Below are 14,661 nucleotides of genomic sequence, written 5' to 3' on the forward strand. Positions count from 1 at the left end.
TGGGCCCCGCCGGGACGCTGCACCAACACCTGGTTCACGCCAGTCAGCCCGTTCTCGAATCCCAGTGCGCTGGTCGCCATATAGAGGCGCCACACCCGGGCCCGACCCTCGCTTGTCAGACCGACCGCTTCGTCCCAATGATCTTCAAGGTTCTGCACCCACGCGCGGAGGGTGAGCGCGTAGTGCTGACGCAACGCTTCGACGTCGAGCACCTCGAACTTCGCTGACTCCAGGGCGCCGAGCATCACCGTGAGGCTGAGCATCTCGCCGTCGGGAAAGACGTACTTGGGGATGAATGAATCGGGGTCCGGGCGCATCGTGTCACCGGCATTCCAGGAGATGGCGTGATTGAGCAGTCGGCCGCCGGGGCGCAGCAGGCCGAACAGGTGGCTCGAATACCCGGCAATCTGGTCGCGCCCCACATGTTCGGACATGCCGATGGAACTGATCGCGTCGAAAGGGCCGTCGTCAACGTCGCGGTAGTCCTGCACCCGGATCTCCACCTGCTCGGTGAGCCCGGCCTCGGCCACCCGTTTGCGGGCACGCTCCGCCTGTTCGGCGGACAGGGTGACGCCGACGACGTCGGCCCCGTAGCGTTCCGCCGCATGCAGCGCGAAACTGCCCCAACCGCAGCCGACATCGAGTACCCGCATCCCCTGTTCCAGGCCGAGTTTCCGGCAGACCAGATCGAGTTTCGCCTCCTGAGCCGCGTCAAGACCGGTTTCGGGGGAGTCCCAGACCGCGCAGGAGTAGACCATGGACGGGCCGAGGACGAGCGCGTAGAAGTCGTTGCCGACGTCGTAATGATGGGAGATGGCGACGGCGTCGCGTTTCTTGGAGTGTTTCCGTCCGACCCGGTCGATCGTGATTTCCTCGGGCGGGGGCGTGGGGTTGCGGCCAATGGCGCCCAACCGGATCGCTGTGCGCAGCAACCGGGCGCGCTCGCGGAGGGTCAGGGGGCTGAAGGGTTCCAGTTCGGCGAATTTACCGACGGCGCTCAGGGCGGTGAAGCTTGTGTAGAGGTCACCGGGAGCGTCGATATCACCGGCGACGTAGGCCCGGCTTAGACCCAGCATGCCGGGAGACCAAAGCATTCGCCGCAGTGCTCGCCGGGACCGGAACTCAATCACCGGCGCCTCTGCCGGGCCGGCCTCCGAGCCGTCCCAGGCCCGCAGACGAAGCGGGATCTGTTCGGTTCCCAAGACAATCCCCAGCGCCTCGGCCAATAGTGCTGCGGCCCCCCGTGATTTGCTCATAGCCATGTCTACTCCGGTTTTCCCCGGAGGGCTAGGGCAGTTCGGCCAGCGGCTCGGCGAGGAATGAGCCATTAGGATGGCGGAAGACAGGACTACGGTCCGGAGGAGAGCGGAATGGCGGGGATTACCAGTGCCGACGTGGCTCGCGAGAGCGGCGTCTCGCGCACCACGGTCAGCTATGTACTGACGGGGCGCGAGGGCGTGAGTATCTCCGAAGAGACGCGGCGGAGGGTTCTGGAAACCTCCAAGCGGCTCGGCTACGCGCCGTCGGCTGCAGCGCGGGCGCTGAAGACCGGGCGCAGCGACCTGGTGCTGTGCATTCTTCCGGACTGGCCCATCGGTCCGGTGATCGAAACACTCCTGGATCACCTCGCTGATGAAGTTGCCGAGCGGGGCCTTTCAGTTCTGGTGCACCACGCCCGCGGACACCGTCCGCTGCAGGATCTGTGGCGTGCCGTCACGCCGCGCGCGGTGATTGGTTTCGCACCGTTCGACGACGACGATCTCCGGGCCATGCGCCAGGCCGGCATTCAGGTGTTGGGGACCCAGGGGGAGGCGGTGGGACCGGCGCCGTCTCGACCCTCCGAAAGCCAGATACGGATCGGACAGTTGCAGGCTCAGCAGCTCATTGCCTCCGGGAAACACCGGATCGCGTATGCGTGGCCCACCGATTCCCGCGTTGAGCATTTCGCAGCGGATCGGTTGGAGGGCGTCCGTCGTGAATGCGCGGACCACGGCCTGCCCGAGCCGGAAGTGCTGTCGGTAGACCTTGAGGCAGCCTCGGCCGCTGCAGCGCTGCGTACCTGGCGAGAGGGGCCGGACCCGGTGACCGGTATCGCCGCGTACAACGACGACGTCGCGCTCGCCATTCTGGCCGGGCTTCGGCTGCACGGACTCGCATGCCCCGCGCAGGTGGCAGTCGTTGGGGTTGACGACGCGCCGGCTGCCCGTCTCGCCGACCCGCCGCTCACCACCATCTCCCAATCCATCGAACTACAGGCACGGTACCTGGCTGGCCTCGTCCTCGCCGGTCTGGGTGACCAGGCGGAGGACGAGGCTCCAACCTTCCCCGGTGACGGGATGGTGCTGGTGGTTCGCGGCTCAGCGTGACTCGTCTGAGCCGGGCGCCGCCGTCCAGGACCTACTGGTACTGCACCACGTAACTGGGGATACCCGTGTTGTCGTTGCTGACCGGGGCCCCGGTGTTGTTGACGACGTGGTCAATGGTGCCCGCGCCGAGATTCACGGTGAGGATGTGGTTCAGCTGCACACCGGCTGTGTCCGGAACTTCGAAGCCCCGGGTTGCGTGGATGGTCGGATCCACGTTGGTGAAAATGTAGGAGCCGCCGCCCCAGAGGGTGTGCTTCGTGACGTCGTCGGCCACCTTGTAGCCGGCCCACCCGAGCACGCCGTCGTGCTGCCAGGCCTCCTGATTGGGAGGATCATAGGGAAGCTCATTCTGGAAGAAAACCGTCCGGCCGTTTTCACCGTTCCAGATGACGTTGTACTCCTGGTAATGCTCCACGAAGAGTCCCGTGGCGGTCACGTTGTCACCGTTGATGATCACACCGTTACGGCCCGTGCTGACATCCCATCCGAAGGTACCCTCGATACCGTGATCTGCACGCCACGCCCAGATGTGATCGATGAGGACATTGTCGCTGTTGACCTCAAGGCTGAGGTCCGCCTTTCCGACGTTTGGTCCGCCGATCCGGAAGTACACATCACTCAGGGTGGTGGGATTCAGCGGGTCGTTCTTCTTACTGCTGTTGTTTCCGTTCTTCGTGCCGATCTGCAGCAGGAGGGGTGAGTTGACCTCTCCACCGTCGATCGTCACACCGGCCAGCACGACGCCGGGCACGTCGGCGACGCGCATTGGCATCGCCCCGTTTTTCGCGGTCAGGGTTGCATGACCCATGCCCAGGACGACCGTGTTGGCCCGTTTGATCGCAATAGTGTTGTCGATGCCGTACACCCCGGGGGTTAGCAGGAGGTGCTTGCCGCGTGCGAGCTGGCTGTTGATGGTCTGGACAGAGTCCGAGGGGTCCGCGACGAAGAAATCGGACAGTTTGATGGTGGTGCCCGGGGTGATTCCGTCCTTCCAGGAAATCCCGCTGGAGTCGATCTGTGCGGAGGGTACCCGCACGTTATAGGCGCCGTCGTCGTCAACGAAAAGGTAAGGCTTCTCGCGGCTGACCGGGGTTGTTTCGAGGGTGGTGTACGGAGGAGTGGGGAAGGTGCTGTCCGCCGGGGCGCCGTCGACACCGGCAAACACGGCATTCCACACACCGTTGGACCAGGAGCCGATTTCGCTGTTGCGCGTGAACCACTGCTGCTGGGAACCATTGATGATGTCGTTGGCCTTGGAGTCAGCCATGTATCCACCGCTGGCAAATTGCGGCCCGGCAGTGCAGTAGTCCATCAGGGAAAGCGTTCCGCCGGTGACGTTGACGCGGCGCAGCGAGACGGCCTGGGAGACGGCCCAGAAGTTGGCGGTTGCACGGCACCCGTCCTGGCCTGCACCGTTCACCTGGAGGGTCAGGTTGGAGAGGGTGCGCCAGAAGTTGTTGAGGGCGATGCAGTTGCTGGTGCCGTTGTCCTCAAGACAGCGGTTATAGACCTCAATCTTGCCGTTGATGGTGACATCGGTCGGGGACTCACCGAGGCCGGCAACCTCGGTGTAGTAGCCCACCTTGAACTGCAGTGGTTTCTCGTCGGTGCCATAGGTGCCGGGCAGAAAAAGCAGGGACTGGCGGTTGGTGCCCATTTCGTCGTCGATCTGGCGGGCGTTGACAGCATCAACCGTGGCCTGGATGTCTTCGACGGGCATTGTGGGCGAGAAAACCGTCACGTTCGGACCGAGATCCGGCACGGCGGGCAGATGTTTGGACTTTTTATCCTGCACGTCGGCGGGGGAGGCAACTGCGGCAGGACCTGGAGCCACCAGGAGCGCAGCAGTCAGACCGGCAGCCAGGAGGGTGGGGATCATGGGACGTGATCGCCCGGTGGCAGAAGGCCGGTGGGCTCGACTTTGAAAGGGAGGCGTAGGAGACATGTGTTGACCGTTCTCTCCGTTGAGGGTGTCAGACAGGGTTGGTGACTCGTGTCACTAGTCTGTACAGTGATTCAACCGGACGCGGTCTCTACAGTCAAGGAAATGACGGGGTCGACCAAAGCTTGGTTTGCGCCGCAGAGGCTTAACCGCGTGGGTTCAGGTCCGGGACAGTAGAAGATGGGAAGAACGCTTGGGATCAGGCTCGGCTCTTAGGCCTGCGGCACGGGCTTGCTCAAGACACCAGACGGAAACGCTGGCACCCAGCAGTTTCTTGAGGGGACCGATGTGTTTGACCCGCTCGGTCGCCACAGGTGTGATGCCGCCCACATGAAAAAAGGCAGCCCGCCTAGCATAACCACAGATTCGGCAACCGCTTGCCGTGTAGACACCACCGCGTAGGATCCACCTATGGATAACGCCTATGCCACAGCGGACAAGCCAACCTCGGGCACCGAAACCCAGCTGGTCACGCTCGACGACATCCGAGCCGCCGCCGACCGAATCCAGGACCTGGTGCTACGCACCCCGATCATCGCGTTGCCTCATCCGGACCGACCGTCCGACATCCTGCACCTGAAAGCCGAGTCCCTGCAGCCGACCGGCGCCTTCAAACTCCGCGGCGCCTACAACACCATCTCCCAGGTACTCGATGAGTCCCGAGAACGCGGCATCATCGCCCAGTCCTCAGGCAACCACGCCCGCGCCGTCGCCTGGCTGGCCAAGCGACTCGACCTGCACGCCGTCATCATCATGCCTGACGCCGCCCCGCCCACCAAGGTGGCAGCCGTTCGCGCGCTCGGCGCCGAAGTGGTGCTCGTGCCAGCATCTGAACGGGACAGCCGCACCGTGGAACTCGCTGCCGAACACGGCTACGTCGAGGTACCGCCCTACGACGACGTCCGCATCATCGCCGGTCAGGGCACGGTCGGCCTGGAACTCATCGAGCAACTACCCGACGTCGACGTTGTCCTCGTTCCCATCTCGGGTGGCGGACTCATTTCCGGAATCGCGACTGCCATCAAGTCGCTGCGCCCCGAGGTGCAGGTGATCGGCGTCGAACCCGAACTCGCGGCCGACGCTGCCGAAAGCCTGCGCGAGCAGCGCCGCATCACCTGGGACACCAACCTCACCTACCGCACGGTCGCGGACGGGCTCCGCACGCCAGCCGTCGGCGTCCACCCCTGGGAACACATCCGGCGCTACGTCGACGACGTCGTGACCGTCTCCGAGGGACAAATTCTTGCGGCGGTGCGTCACATCGCGGTGGAGGGACGCCTCGTCGCCGAACCGTCCGGCGCCGTCGCCACCGCAGCCTGGATGCACGACCTGGCGCCGCGCGGTGCAACGGTCGCGGCGGTCGTGTCGGGTGGATCCGTCGATCCAGCCCTGATGGCGCGGGTGCTGGCCAACTGATCACCGTTCGGGATGCCCCCAAGGCGGCAGCGCTGACTCGACGGTGTGGGAGGGGTGTGTGCAGAAAAAGTGCATGCACTGCATGCGATGCATGCATTCTCTGATCAGCCAAGTGCATGCACTGGATGCGATGCATGCACGTTCTAATTCGGGCTACCCCTTCGGGACCTTCCCCGGGTGCGTCCTTGCCCGGAGACCCCTTCGCCCGGATGCCCTTTTGTCTGGGTGCTCCTGGCGAGGCGGCCGGCAGTCAGAACACCTGGAGTCAGAACATTGGGCGTCAGAACATTGGGCGTCAGAACACCGGGGGTCAGAACACCTGGAGTCAGAACACCGGCACCGCAGAGAACGCTGCGGCGCCAGCTTCGGCCACCTGCTGATCCTGGTCAATCGATCCCGTGGACACGCCGATCGCACCCACGATGCTTCCATCCCGCACGAGTGGAATGCCACCCGGGAACACCACGAGCCGGCCACCGTGGGCGTCGCTGAGACCGAAGATGGGCCCATCGTGCCTGGTCATGTCCTGGAGGACTCCGGTTTCGCACTGGAAGGCGATTGCGGTGTAGGCCTTATTGATCGCGATGGTGATGCTGCCGATATTCGCGCCGTCCATTCGGACGTGCGACTTCAGGTTGCCGCCAGCATCGACCACTGCGATATCCATGGGCTGGCCAATCTCTGTGGCCTTCTCGGCTGCGGCGTCGATCACGCGGCGGGCCTCTTCCAGGGTGACAGTCTCCAACACGGTTCCAGTTGCCATGAGCTTCCTCTTCCTCGACATTTTCAGCACAACTCTGTGCTGAGGACAGCGTTGCTGGCATCTGTCGGCTTGCCAAGTAGTGATTACCCCCATGTGGGGGAGGGTGTTCCCTCATATCCAGGCCCAGGAGTTCTCGCCTACCGTGTAATCCACCTACCAAGGAGGTTTGACGTGGGTGTTGTGCCCTTGAAAGATATTGTTGATCCGGCATTTTCGGCGCGCTACGGGGTGCCGGCAATAAACGTATTCAATGATTTGACTATGGAGGCTGTGCTCGCGGGAGCTGTGGAATGCAACTCTCCGGTGATCCTGCAGACATCGGTGAAGACCGTGCGGAGCATCGGCTCCCGGGTCTTGTTTGAGATGTGGGAGTCGCTGACCCGCGGGATCGAGGTGCCGGTGACCCTTCACCTCGACCACTGCCCGGACCGCGAGGTGGTGACCGAGTGCCTGAAGGCCGGCTGGAACTCAGTGCTGTTTGACGCATCAGAGCTTCCGGTCGAGGAAAACCAACGCCAGACCATCGAAGTGGTCCGGGAGGCCCGAAGTTACGGCGCCCAGGTGGAAGGCGAAATCGAGGCCATCACCGGCGTTGAGGACGACCACGGCTCTGATGAGGTGTCGAAGCAGCAAAGTCTCGAGACAGCGTTAACCTTTATCGACGCCACCGGGATCGATGTTTTCGCACCGTCCATCGGCAACGCCCACGGTACGTACAAGGCCGCCCCCGTTTTGGACGTCAACCGGGTGACCGAGATTGTTCAGGCACGCTCCATTCCCATTGCCCTGCACGGCGGAAGTGGGCTGAGCCCTGAACAGTTCCAGGACCTGATCGCCCGGGGTTGCGCCAAAGTGAACATCTCCACGGCATTGAAAGAAACGTTCATGCAGTCCAGCCTGACCTTCCTGAAGCAGGCCGAACAGAACAACAAATGGGACCCGCCGTCGCTCTTCAAGCACACCCGTGGAGACGTGATCGACATGGTCAAGGAGCTGGCCGAACAGTTCGGCAGTGCTGGGAAGGGCAGGTAACCAGTCATGCCCACCTTGATTTTTGACTGCGACGGTGTGCTCGCGGACACCGAACAATTTGGCCACCTCCCGGCCTTCAACCGCACCTTCGAGGAATTTTCGGTACCTGTGCACTGGAGCGTCGATGACTATGCGGAAAAGGTGAAGATTGGCGGCGGCAAGGAACGCATGCGAAGCATTCTCACCGACGACGTGAGCAGTCAGCTTGGGCTGCACGACGACGACGCGAAGGACACGGCGATTCTCGCCTGGCACAAACGCAAAACCGCCATCTATACGGATTTGGTGGACGGAGGCGTCATGCCCGCACGGCGTGGAATCGCCCGGTTGGTTCAGGAGGCGCACGACGCCGGTTGGGGCCTTGCTGTCGCCTCCACCTCCGCGGAACCCGCGGTTCGGGCGGTGCTCACCCACGCCGTCGGGAAGGAGCTCGCCGCCCATTTCGCCGTCTTCGCAGGGGACGTGGTGCCGCGCAAGAAACCGGCGCCCGACATTTATCTGCTCGCACTTGAGGACCTCGGCCTCAGCACCGACGACGTCGTGGTGGTCGAGGACAGCTCAAACGGACTCCGCGCGGCAGTGGCCGCTGGCCTCCGCACAGCGGTCACCGTCAGCAGTTTCACGCGCTCCGAAGATTTCACCGGGGCGTCCCTGGTGGTCACTTCGCTCGGGGACCCTGGTGAGGCCGCCGAGGTGCTCGCCAGCCCGCTCGGCGTTGAGGTGGATGACGTCGTCTCCCTCTCAACTCTCCAACAGCTACTGGATTCACCGTCCGTCACAACCCACCCGGAGGCATCATGACATCCACCGACCTTGAGAACGTCGAATTTGTGGTCCGCTCCATTGCGCATACGGCTGTGGAGAAGGAGCAGGAATTTGGTGACCTTGACGCAGTCGTCGGCGACGGCGACCTGGGCTACTCATTGGCTCGCGGCTTCGAAAAGGTCCTGACCGACTGGGATACCTTCAAGCGCGACGACCCTGCCACTTTTCTGCAGCAGATTGCGCTGGCCATCTCCAGCCGAATTGGCGGAACCTCCGGCCCTCTGTGGGGGACGGCCTTTCTCCGGGCGTCCGCCGCAGCAAAGGCGTCGGGGACCATGGACGGCGCCACGGTCGTCGCGATGCTACGCGGCGCAACCGACGGCATCAAGGCGCGGGGAAATGCCGAGCTCGGGGACAAGACCCTCCTCGACGCGATTGTCCCGGCGACCGACGAGCTGGAACGCGAACTCAGCAAGGGAACTGACGCCGCCGGCTGCCTCAAAGTCTTCTGCGACACCGCCCGGGCCGCAGCCGACGCCACCAGTTCCCTGGAAGCCAGACGGGGCCGGGCCAGCTACAGCGGAAAAAGGAGCATCGGCTCGCCCGACGCCGGTGCGGTGGCAATAGCCATCATGATCGAACGACTGACCGACGAATGGGCGGCACGTTAGCCCGTTCCTTGACCTTCAATTCAACACAACGATGTGGAGCCCAGATGAAAAAGTTTGTCAATGATCCCAAGCAGTTTGTTCCGGAAATGCTCGAGGGATTGGCACTGGCCAATCCTGAGACGCTGAGGTATGTGCCGGAATACAACCTCATCATGCGGTCCGATAGCCCCAACGAGAATAGGGTGTCCATCGTTCAGGGATCTGGTTCCGGCCACGAGCCAGCCCACGTGATGGCTGTAGGCAAGGGGATGCTCGACGCCGCCTGCCCGGGTGACGTGTTCGCTGCGCCGCCGTTCGACTACGTCTTCGAAACCACCAAGCTACTTGCCTCCCCAAAGGGCGTGCTGCTGCTGGTAAACAACTACACCGGCGACAGAATGGTCTTCGACATGGCCCAGGAGATGGCCGCCGCCGAAGGCGTGAACGTGAAGACGCTGTTCATTGACGACGACGTCTCGGTGCAGGACTCCACCTACACCATCGGCCGGCGTGGAGTCGCGGGAAACTTCTTCGTGATCAAGGCGGTGGCTGCCGCGGCCGAGCGCGGCGCGGACCTTGACGAGGTGATCCGGATCGGCGAGAAGGTGAACTCGGTGACCCGTACCATGGGTGTGGCACTGACCGCCTGCACACCGCCAGCGAAGGGAAGCCCGCTCTTCGAACTAGGCGAGGACGAGATCGAGGTGGGGGTAGGCATCCACGGTGAGCCGGGCCGGCGTCGGGCCAAGATGATGCCCGCCAATGACATCGTTGACGAAATTCTTGAGCCGGTGGTTAGCGACCTGCCGTTCAAGGACGGCGACCGCGTGGCCCTGATGGTGAACGGCCTCGGGGGCACCCCGATCAGCGAGCTGTATCTGCTCTACGGGCAGGCCCACAAGCAGTTGGCCGCCAAGGGAATTACCGTCGGGCGCAGCTATGTGGGCGAATACTGCACGTCATTGGACATGGCTGGCGCCTCGATCACGCTCGTCCGGCTGGACGACGAGATTGAGTCGCTGCTGAACGATCCCGCCGAGATTGCGATGCGGGTGTTCTAGCCAACAGGTTGTGAGGTTTATCTGGATCGCATTTCAGGATGCGGACCTTGATCCTAGGTGCGGCCCCCGGCGGATACCGGGGNGCCGCACCTACGTCGGGCGTGGGCTGGGACGGCTCGACGCCGCTCATGCTGACCAGCATGGTCCGGTTGCGGGCTCCGGTCTTGCGGAGCAGGGATCCAACGTGTTTTTCAACGGTCTTTGCGGAGATCTGCAGCTGGCGCGCGATCTGTTTGTCCGCCATGCCCTGTAGCACCATGTCGCGCACCTGCCGCTCGCGCACCGTGAAACTGTCCAGCGTGGTGTCCTCCGGGGCGGCAGCCATGAGGGAATCGAAAAGCTCGCCCTCCACCAGCGCCTGCCCCTGACCAGCCGCGACGATCACCCGCGCAATCGCCTCTCCTCCCGCTTTGCGGTTGATGAATCCTCGCACGCCAGCTTGTTTGGCTGACCGCACCTGGTCCACCGTGGGATTATCCGTGAGGACCACGATGGCGGCCTGTGGATCGAGTTTCCTGACCTCCGTGAGTAGTCCCGTATCGGTTTCCTGGACCATGTCCAGATCAACCACCAGGACGTCGGGGCGGAGTAGTTCGTATGCGTCCAGCAGTTGCCCTGAAGAGCTGACTTCGGCCGCTACCTGAACTGCTGGCTCGCTGATCTGTAGTAGCCTGACCAAGCCAGCGCTGATGAGGGGTTTGTCGTTGGCGATCAGCACCTTCCACCGCGGCTGGGGGCGCTCGCCCCGCTCCGGCACCTTGTCGGGCAGGGTGGCCCTCACCTTGGTACCCCACCCGGGCATCGTGTCGATGTGCAGGTCACCTCCCAGATGGACCGCACGCGAGGTCATCCCATGCAGGCCAAGGCATCCCGTGGGCAGGGCTGAGTGGTCCCCGTGGGTGGTAGCCAGATCAAATCCCCGCCCGTTGTCTTCCACCAGGACAGCTAGCGAATCACTCTCATAGACCAATCCCACCCGAACGCTCGTCGCCCTCGAGTGTGTGACCACATTGCCCAGCGCCTCCTGGATGATCTTGAACGCCTGGTGAGCGATCTCCGGGGCAAGCGCGCGGGGAGACCCGATGACGGTGAGTTGCGTCTCCGCAGCGCTCATCGATTCGGCCCAGGTCAGTTCGGCCGCGACTGCCACGTCGAGGTCCCGGCCCGCGAGGGACGCCGGGCCCATCCCCAGGATTGTGCGGCGCGTTTCGGCCAGGGCATCATGGGCGATATTACGGGCGGTTCCGATGTGCCGGGTTGCGGCGGCTTCCAGGCCGTCCCGCCGGACCGCTTTGTCCGCATCATCAAGACTGAGAAGCAGGGTGGCCAGGGACCGGCCGATGGTCTCGTGAACGTCCCGCACCGCCCGCTCCCGTTCCACTCCGATGGCGGCCTCCTGCTCGCGTTCAGAAGCGATGGCGTGCAATTCTGAATTTTTCAACGCGATCGCTGCGTGGCTGGCGAAGAGCTCAGCCAACGCGGCGTCATCGGGAGTAAACACGCGCTGAGGATCGGCGCCGAAGATGATGCAGGTCCCGATGACGCGTGCATCCCACTGGATGGGTACCCCAATGACCGCACAGTTCCACCGGGGATCTTCTGGGGAGATATGGCCCCTCGACACTTGACTGTAGGTCCGAAGGATCACTGTGGAGCGATCCCGCACCACCAGGCCGGTGATTCCTTCCTCTAGCGAGAAGGTTTGCCCTTCCTGGCAGCCCACGCCGAAATCGACTTTTTTGGCGTAGGTCCCGCTCGCTTCGTTGACTAGGGAGAGGGAACCCGATTCGCAGCCGAGCAGCAGTGCGGCATGCCCCAAGATCCGTTCCAGGAGCGGTTGAAGCTCAAATCGTCCGGCGAGGTCACGCGCCAGTTCCGCGACAGTGTCCAACCGCTTTTGCGCGCTATCCACCTGCAGCGTGCCATGCATTAGTGGGTCAGGCCCCAGCCAGAAATCAGTCATTTCCGTCCTCTCTGACGAAATGCGCGTTGAATCTCCGTGGGACCGGACACCTGTGCGGCACACCATCGGTTTATGCATTAAATCAGTATGCGTGCTGGTTATCCCCCATGGGGACGGCGGGTAAGCCCTCATGGCAGGTCCAGTGGATTGATGGTTGCGTTGAGGTAGGCAAAACAAGGGTCCCGGACAGGGCGAAACGATGGCTGGAGAAGAGTAATGGCTCGGATTGGAATTCTGACCAGCGGCGGAGATTGCCCGGGGTTGAACGCTGTGATCCGGTCCTGCGTGCTCCGGGGGATTCGGAACCATGGCGACGAATTCGTCGGCTACATCGACGGCTGGCGGGGGTTGGTTGAAAACAATTCGATCATCCTGGATTGGATGAGCGTTCGCGGTATTGCCAAACAGGGCGGAACTATTCTTGGCACTTCCCGCACCAGCCCGTTCGGCGATGGCAGCGGCGTGCAGCACATCGAAGCGAACCTTCGTTCCCTCGGGGTGGATGCGCTGATTGTGATTGGCGGTGAGGGAACCCTCGCCGCCGCGAAAATCCTCAGTGATGATGGTGTGCGGATCATCGGTGTCCCCAAAACGGTGGATAACGACCTGTCCGCGACCGACTATTCGTTTGGCTTCGACACTGCGGTGCAGATCGCGACCGAGGCGATCGACAGGCTGAGTACCACCGGCGAATCGCATCATCGGTGCATGATTGCGGAGGTGATGGGACGCCATGTTGGCTGGATCGCGCTACACGCGGGCATGGCCACGAGCGCCCACGCGATTCTCATCCCGGAACAGCAGCCCAGCATGGAGGAGATTTGCGAGTGGGTGGCGAAGCCGTTTCACCGGGGAAGAACCCCGCTGGTGGTCGTGGCCGAAGGATTTGTCTCAGCGGAGATGAACCACCCCCACTCGGAGCGCGGACTTGATGCCTTCAATCGACCCAGGCTGGGTGGTATCGGTGAAAGGCTCGCACCCATCATCGAGCAACGAACCGGGATTGAAACGCGGTCCACAACTCTCGGGCACATCCAGCGTGGTGGTGCGCCGAGTGCGTCAGATCGGGTGCTGGCCACCCGGCTGGGCATGGCAGCAGTAGACGCCGTTCACGACGGCGCGTGGGGCACCATGGTTGCCCTCCGTGGCACTGACATCGTGCGGGTAGACCTAAAAGAGTCGGTGGCGCAACTCAAGACTGTCCCGCAGTCACGCTATGACGAAGCAACAACGTTTTTCGGCTGATCGGTTGGTCTGAACGGCGCGTTTGCGGGAACGGTTCGCCTCTGGCACCTAATGTTCCTGCCAGATCAGATCAGGTCATAGGGCTCAAGGGGACGGTTCTCGCGGTAGCGGTCACGCCAGCGGTGGTGGGGTTCGGCTTTTCCGTCGTCGTGCACCACGACTACCGGGCAGACGGCACGGGCGACACACGCGTTGCTCACGGATCCCAGGTGCAGGCCGCGGAGGCCGCCGTGACCCCGCCTGCCGACCACCAGCATCTGTGCCCTCGCGGCCGCCTCGACCAGCACGGTCGACGGCTGACCGCGGATGATGGTGCTGGTGAATCCGGGCGGCGTCTCGTCTCCAAACGCCTCGTGAATAGCCTCATCGAGGCGTTTCTGGGCGCCCTTTCCGAAGATGGTCATGTCGGGGAGGAGGTACTCCTCGTACATCCTTGGATAGTCCCAACAGGCAACGGCGTGGACCTCAGCGCCAAGGGCCGGGGCGAGTTTCGCGGCCAGCCTCAGGGCGAGGATCGAAGGCTCCGAGCCGTCGACGCCCACCACTACATGTTGATCCTCTGGGGTTCGTTCCATCACAGCTCTCCTTGGCTCGCAGGACCACTTCCGGGTACCCCAATTTTACGCCGCGTAAGCCCCTATGAGCAGGGAAACAGCCGCCAATATTCAAGGCTTATACGGAGTGGTCGGGGGCGGCGACCATACGCTGAACAGCTCGCCGAGGCCTTCGATGTGATCGTGACGACGTCGCCAGCGGCCAGGTAGGGAACTCGGCCGGAGAGCGCGACGCCCTCGGGGGTGCCGGTGATCACTGGGTCTGCCGGGTACAGGGCCATGTACGGGGGCGGCTCCAACGCCGGTCAGTGGTGCACCCACTCTGAGGAAGCCAGTGTGTTCGAGCTGAGGCGAATCCTCCGCGGCCGGCGCATCAGTTTCTTTTGGCTGATCCTACTTGTGCGCTGCTTCATCCCAGAGCGTGCTCATTTCGGTCATGGCACGTTCCATGATGGCGAGCATTGAGTGGTGGGCATCGACCGGGTTGCCGCGCTGGATGGCGCTGGCGACGTCGACGTGCAGTTGCAGTGCCTCGTCGTGCGGGTGCTCGGGCATGAGCCCATAGTGGGTTCGCCCGGTCAACACCTCGGCGACGAGGGAGTTGAGCTTCCCGAACATCTCGTTCCCGGAGCTGGATAGCACCAGGCGGTGGAACTGGATGTCGAGGGTCAGGAACAGTTCAGTGTCACCGTCCTGCCCGGCGGCCCACAGTTTTCCGGCCAGCCCCATGAGCTCGCTGGCGTCGGCCAGCGGCGCCCGCAGTGCTGCCAGCCGGGCGGCCTGCGGTTCTACGGCCGTGCGCAACTCGGTCAATGAACGAAGCTGGGCGACCCGCCCCGGGGAGGCGAGGCGCCACCTGATGACCTGGCGGTCGTAGAGGTTCCACTCAGTGGCGGGCAGCACC

At 63.2% G+C, this 14,661-nt stretch carries 13 protein-coding genes and 2 pseudogenes (2 of these 15 only partly in view); 7 read left to right on the plus strand and 8 right to left on the minus strand.

Translation table 11 applies throughout. The features are described 5' to 3' along the window. Window positions 1-1,256, minus strand: a pseudogene (locus B384_RS17720) (class I SAM-dependent methyltransferase); it reaches 29 nt to the left of the window's first position. Between the two features lie 114 nt (window positions 1,257-1,370). On the opposite strand from B384_RS17720, the gene B384_RS0104270 reads away from it, so the two are divergent. Then, window positions 1,371-2,366, plus strand: a complete 996-nt coding sequence (locus B384_RS0104270; RefSeq protein WP_019481902.1) for a LacI family DNA-binding transcriptional regulator — start codon at window positions 1,371-1,373, stop codon at window positions 2,364-2,366. Window positions 2,367-2,397: 31 nt separating this feature from the next. On the opposite strand, the gene B384_RS0104275 is transcribed toward B384_RS0104270, so the two are convergent. Beyond that, window positions 2,398-4,245, minus strand: a complete 1,848-nt coding sequence (locus B384_RS0104275; RefSeq protein WP_019481903.1) for a glycosyl hydrolase family 28-related protein — start codon at window positions 4,243-4,245, stop codon at window positions 2,398-2,400. 474 nt (window positions 4,246-4,719) lie between these two features. On the opposite strand from B384_RS0104275, the gene B384_RS0104280 reads away from it, so the two are divergent. After that, window positions 4,720-5,724, plus strand: coding sequence for a threonine ammonia-lyase (locus B384_RS0104280; protein WP_019481904.1), 1,005 nt, complete (start codon window positions 4,720-4,722; stop codon window positions 5,722-5,724). 325 nt (window positions 5,725-6,049) lie between these two features. Here B384_RS0104280 and B384_RS0104285 read toward each other — a convergent pair whose 3' ends face one another. Next, window positions 6,050-6,487 carry a GlcG/HbpS family heme-binding protein gene (locus B384_RS0104285; RefSeq protein ID WP_019481905.1) on the minus strand — a complete coding sequence of 146 codons (438 nt, stop codon included), beginning with the start codon at window positions 6,485-6,487 and terminating at the stop codon, window positions 6,050-6,052. A gap of 180 nt (window positions 6,488-6,667) precedes the next feature. Here B384_RS0104285 and B384_RS0104290 point away from each other — a divergent pair, with 180 nt between their 5' ends. The 4 genes from B384_RS0104290 to dhaK are packed head-to-tail and all read left to right on the plus strand — an operon-like array spanning window position 6,668 to window position 9,995. Continuing rightward, window positions 6,668-7,519: a class II fructose-bisphosphate aldolase gene (locus tag B384_RS0104290; RefSeq protein ID WP_272942561.1), complete on the plus strand. Its 852-nt coding sequence runs from the start codon at window positions 6,668-6,670 to the stop codon at window positions 7,517-7,519. Between the two features lie 6 nt (window positions 7,520-7,525). Beyond that, on the plus strand, window positions 7,526-8,320 hold the full coding sequence (locus B384_RS0104295) for an HAD-IA family hydrolase (RefSeq protein WP_019481907.1): 795 nt from the start codon (window positions 7,526-7,528) through the stop codon (window positions 8,318-8,320). Next, window positions 8,317-8,955 (plus strand): dihydroxyacetone kinase subunit DhaL, encoded by a 639-nt coding sequence (gene dhaL, locus B384_RS0104300; RefSeq protein WP_019481908.1) that lies wholly within the window; start codon window positions 8,317-8,319, stop codon window positions 8,953-8,955. The genes B384_RS0104295 and dhaL overlap by 4 nt, the downstream gene beginning before the upstream one ends. Before the next feature lie 44 nt (window positions 8,956-8,999). Further along, window positions 9,000-9,995 (plus strand): dihydroxyacetone kinase subunit DhaK, encoded by a 996-nt coding sequence (gene dhaK / locus B384_RS0104305; protein ID WP_019481909.1) that lies wholly within the window; start codon window positions 9,000-9,002, stop codon window positions 9,993-9,995. Here the strand turns inward: dhaK and B384_RS19590 are convergent. Next, window positions 9,919-12,267, minus strand: a complete 2,349-nt coding sequence (locus tag B384_RS19590; RefSeq protein WP_083850827.1) for a hybrid sensor histidine kinase/response regulator transcription factor — start codon at window positions 12,265-12,267, stop codon at window positions 9,919-9,921. The genes dhaK and B384_RS19590 overlap by 77 nt on opposite strands. On the opposite strand from B384_RS19590, the gene B384_RS0104315 reads away from it, so the two are divergent. Beyond that, a complete protein-coding gene (locus B384_RS0104315) occupies window positions 12,175-13,203 on the plus strand; it encodes a 6-phosphofructokinase (RefSeq protein ID WP_019481911.1) in 1,029 nt (342 codons plus the stop codon). The genes B384_RS19590 and B384_RS0104315 overlap by 93 nt on opposite strands. A 65-nt stretch (window positions 13,204-13,268) precedes the next feature. Here the strand turns inward: B384_RS0104315 and B384_RS0104320 are convergent, their stop codons facing one another. The 4 genes and pseudogenes from B384_RS0104320 to B384_RS21385 all read right to left on the minus strand — a co-directional run. Beyond that, on the minus strand, window positions 13,269-13,778 hold the full coding sequence (locus B384_RS0104320; RefSeq protein WP_019481912.1) for a universal stress protein: 510 nt from the start codon (window positions 13,776-13,778) through the stop codon (window positions 13,269-13,271). Between the two features lie 90 nt (window positions 13,779-13,868). Next, window positions 13,869-14,041 (minus strand): annotated as a pseudogene (locus B384_RS20985) (fumarylacetoacetate hydrolase family protein); the annotation flags it as partial. A 109-nt stretch (window positions 14,042-14,150) separates the two neighbouring features. Continuing rightward, window positions 14,151-14,570: a FadR/GntR family transcriptional regulator gene (locus B384_RS21380; RefSeq protein WP_337459682.1), complete on the minus strand. Its 420-nt coding sequence runs from the start codon at window positions 14,568-14,570 to the stop codon at window positions 14,151-14,153. Then, window positions 14,567-14,661, minus strand: the 3' end of a protein-coding gene (locus tag B384_RS21385; protein WP_337459683.1) for a FadR/GntR family transcriptional regulator. It continues 226 nt past the right edge of the window; 95 of the gene's 321 nt are visible here — the last part of the coding sequence; its start codon lies beyond the right edge, outside the window; it ends in the stop codon at window positions 14,567-14,569. The genes B384_RS21380 and B384_RS21385 overlap by 4 nt, the downstream gene beginning before the upstream one ends.

Source organism: Arthrobacter sp. TB 23 (genome assembly GCF_000294595.1).
In the GTDB taxonomy this organism is placed as follows: Bacteria; Actinomycetota; Actinomycetes; order Actinomycetales; family Micrococcaceae; genus Arthrobacter_D.

What these genes read in the sequence shown, in the direction of transcription:
- B384_RS0104270 (WP_019481902.1), top strand. Translation starts at nt 1,371, where the DNA reads ATGGCGGGGATTACCAGTGCCGACGTGGCTCGCGAGAGCGGCGTCTCG.
- B384_RS0104275 (WP_019481903.1), bottom strand. Translation starts at nt 4,245, where the DNA reads ATGATCCCCACCCTCCTGGCTGCCGGTCTGACTGCTGCGCTCCTGGTG.
- B384_RS0104280 (WP_019481904.1), top strand. Translation starts at nt 4,720, where the DNA reads ATGGATAACGCCTATGCCACAGCGGACAAGCCAACCTCGGGCACCGAA.
- B384_RS0104285 (WP_019481905.1), bottom strand. Translation starts at nt 6,487, where the DNA reads ATGGCAACTGGAACCGTGTTGGAGACTGTCACCCTGGAAGAGGCCCGC.
- B384_RS0104295 (WP_019481907.1), top strand. Translation starts at nt 7,526, where the DNA reads ATGCCCACCTTGATTTTTGACTGCGACGGTGTGCTCGCGGACACCGAA.
- dhaL (WP_019481908.1), top strand. Translation starts at nt 8,317, where the DNA reads ATGACATCCACCGACCTTGAGAACGTCGAATTTGTGGTCCGCTCCATT.
- dhaK (WP_019481909.1), top strand. Translation starts at nt 9,000, where the DNA reads ATGAAAAAGTTTGTCAATGATCCCAAGCAGTTTGTTCCGGAAATGCTC.
- B384_RS0104315 (WP_019481911.1), top strand. Translation starts at nt 12,175, where the DNA reads ATGGCTCGGATTGGAATTCTGACCAGCGGCGGAGATTGCCCGGGGTTG.
- B384_RS0104320 (WP_019481912.1), bottom strand. Translation starts at nt 13,778, where the DNA reads ATGGAACGAACCCCAGAGGATCAACATGTAGTGGTGGGCGTCGACGGC.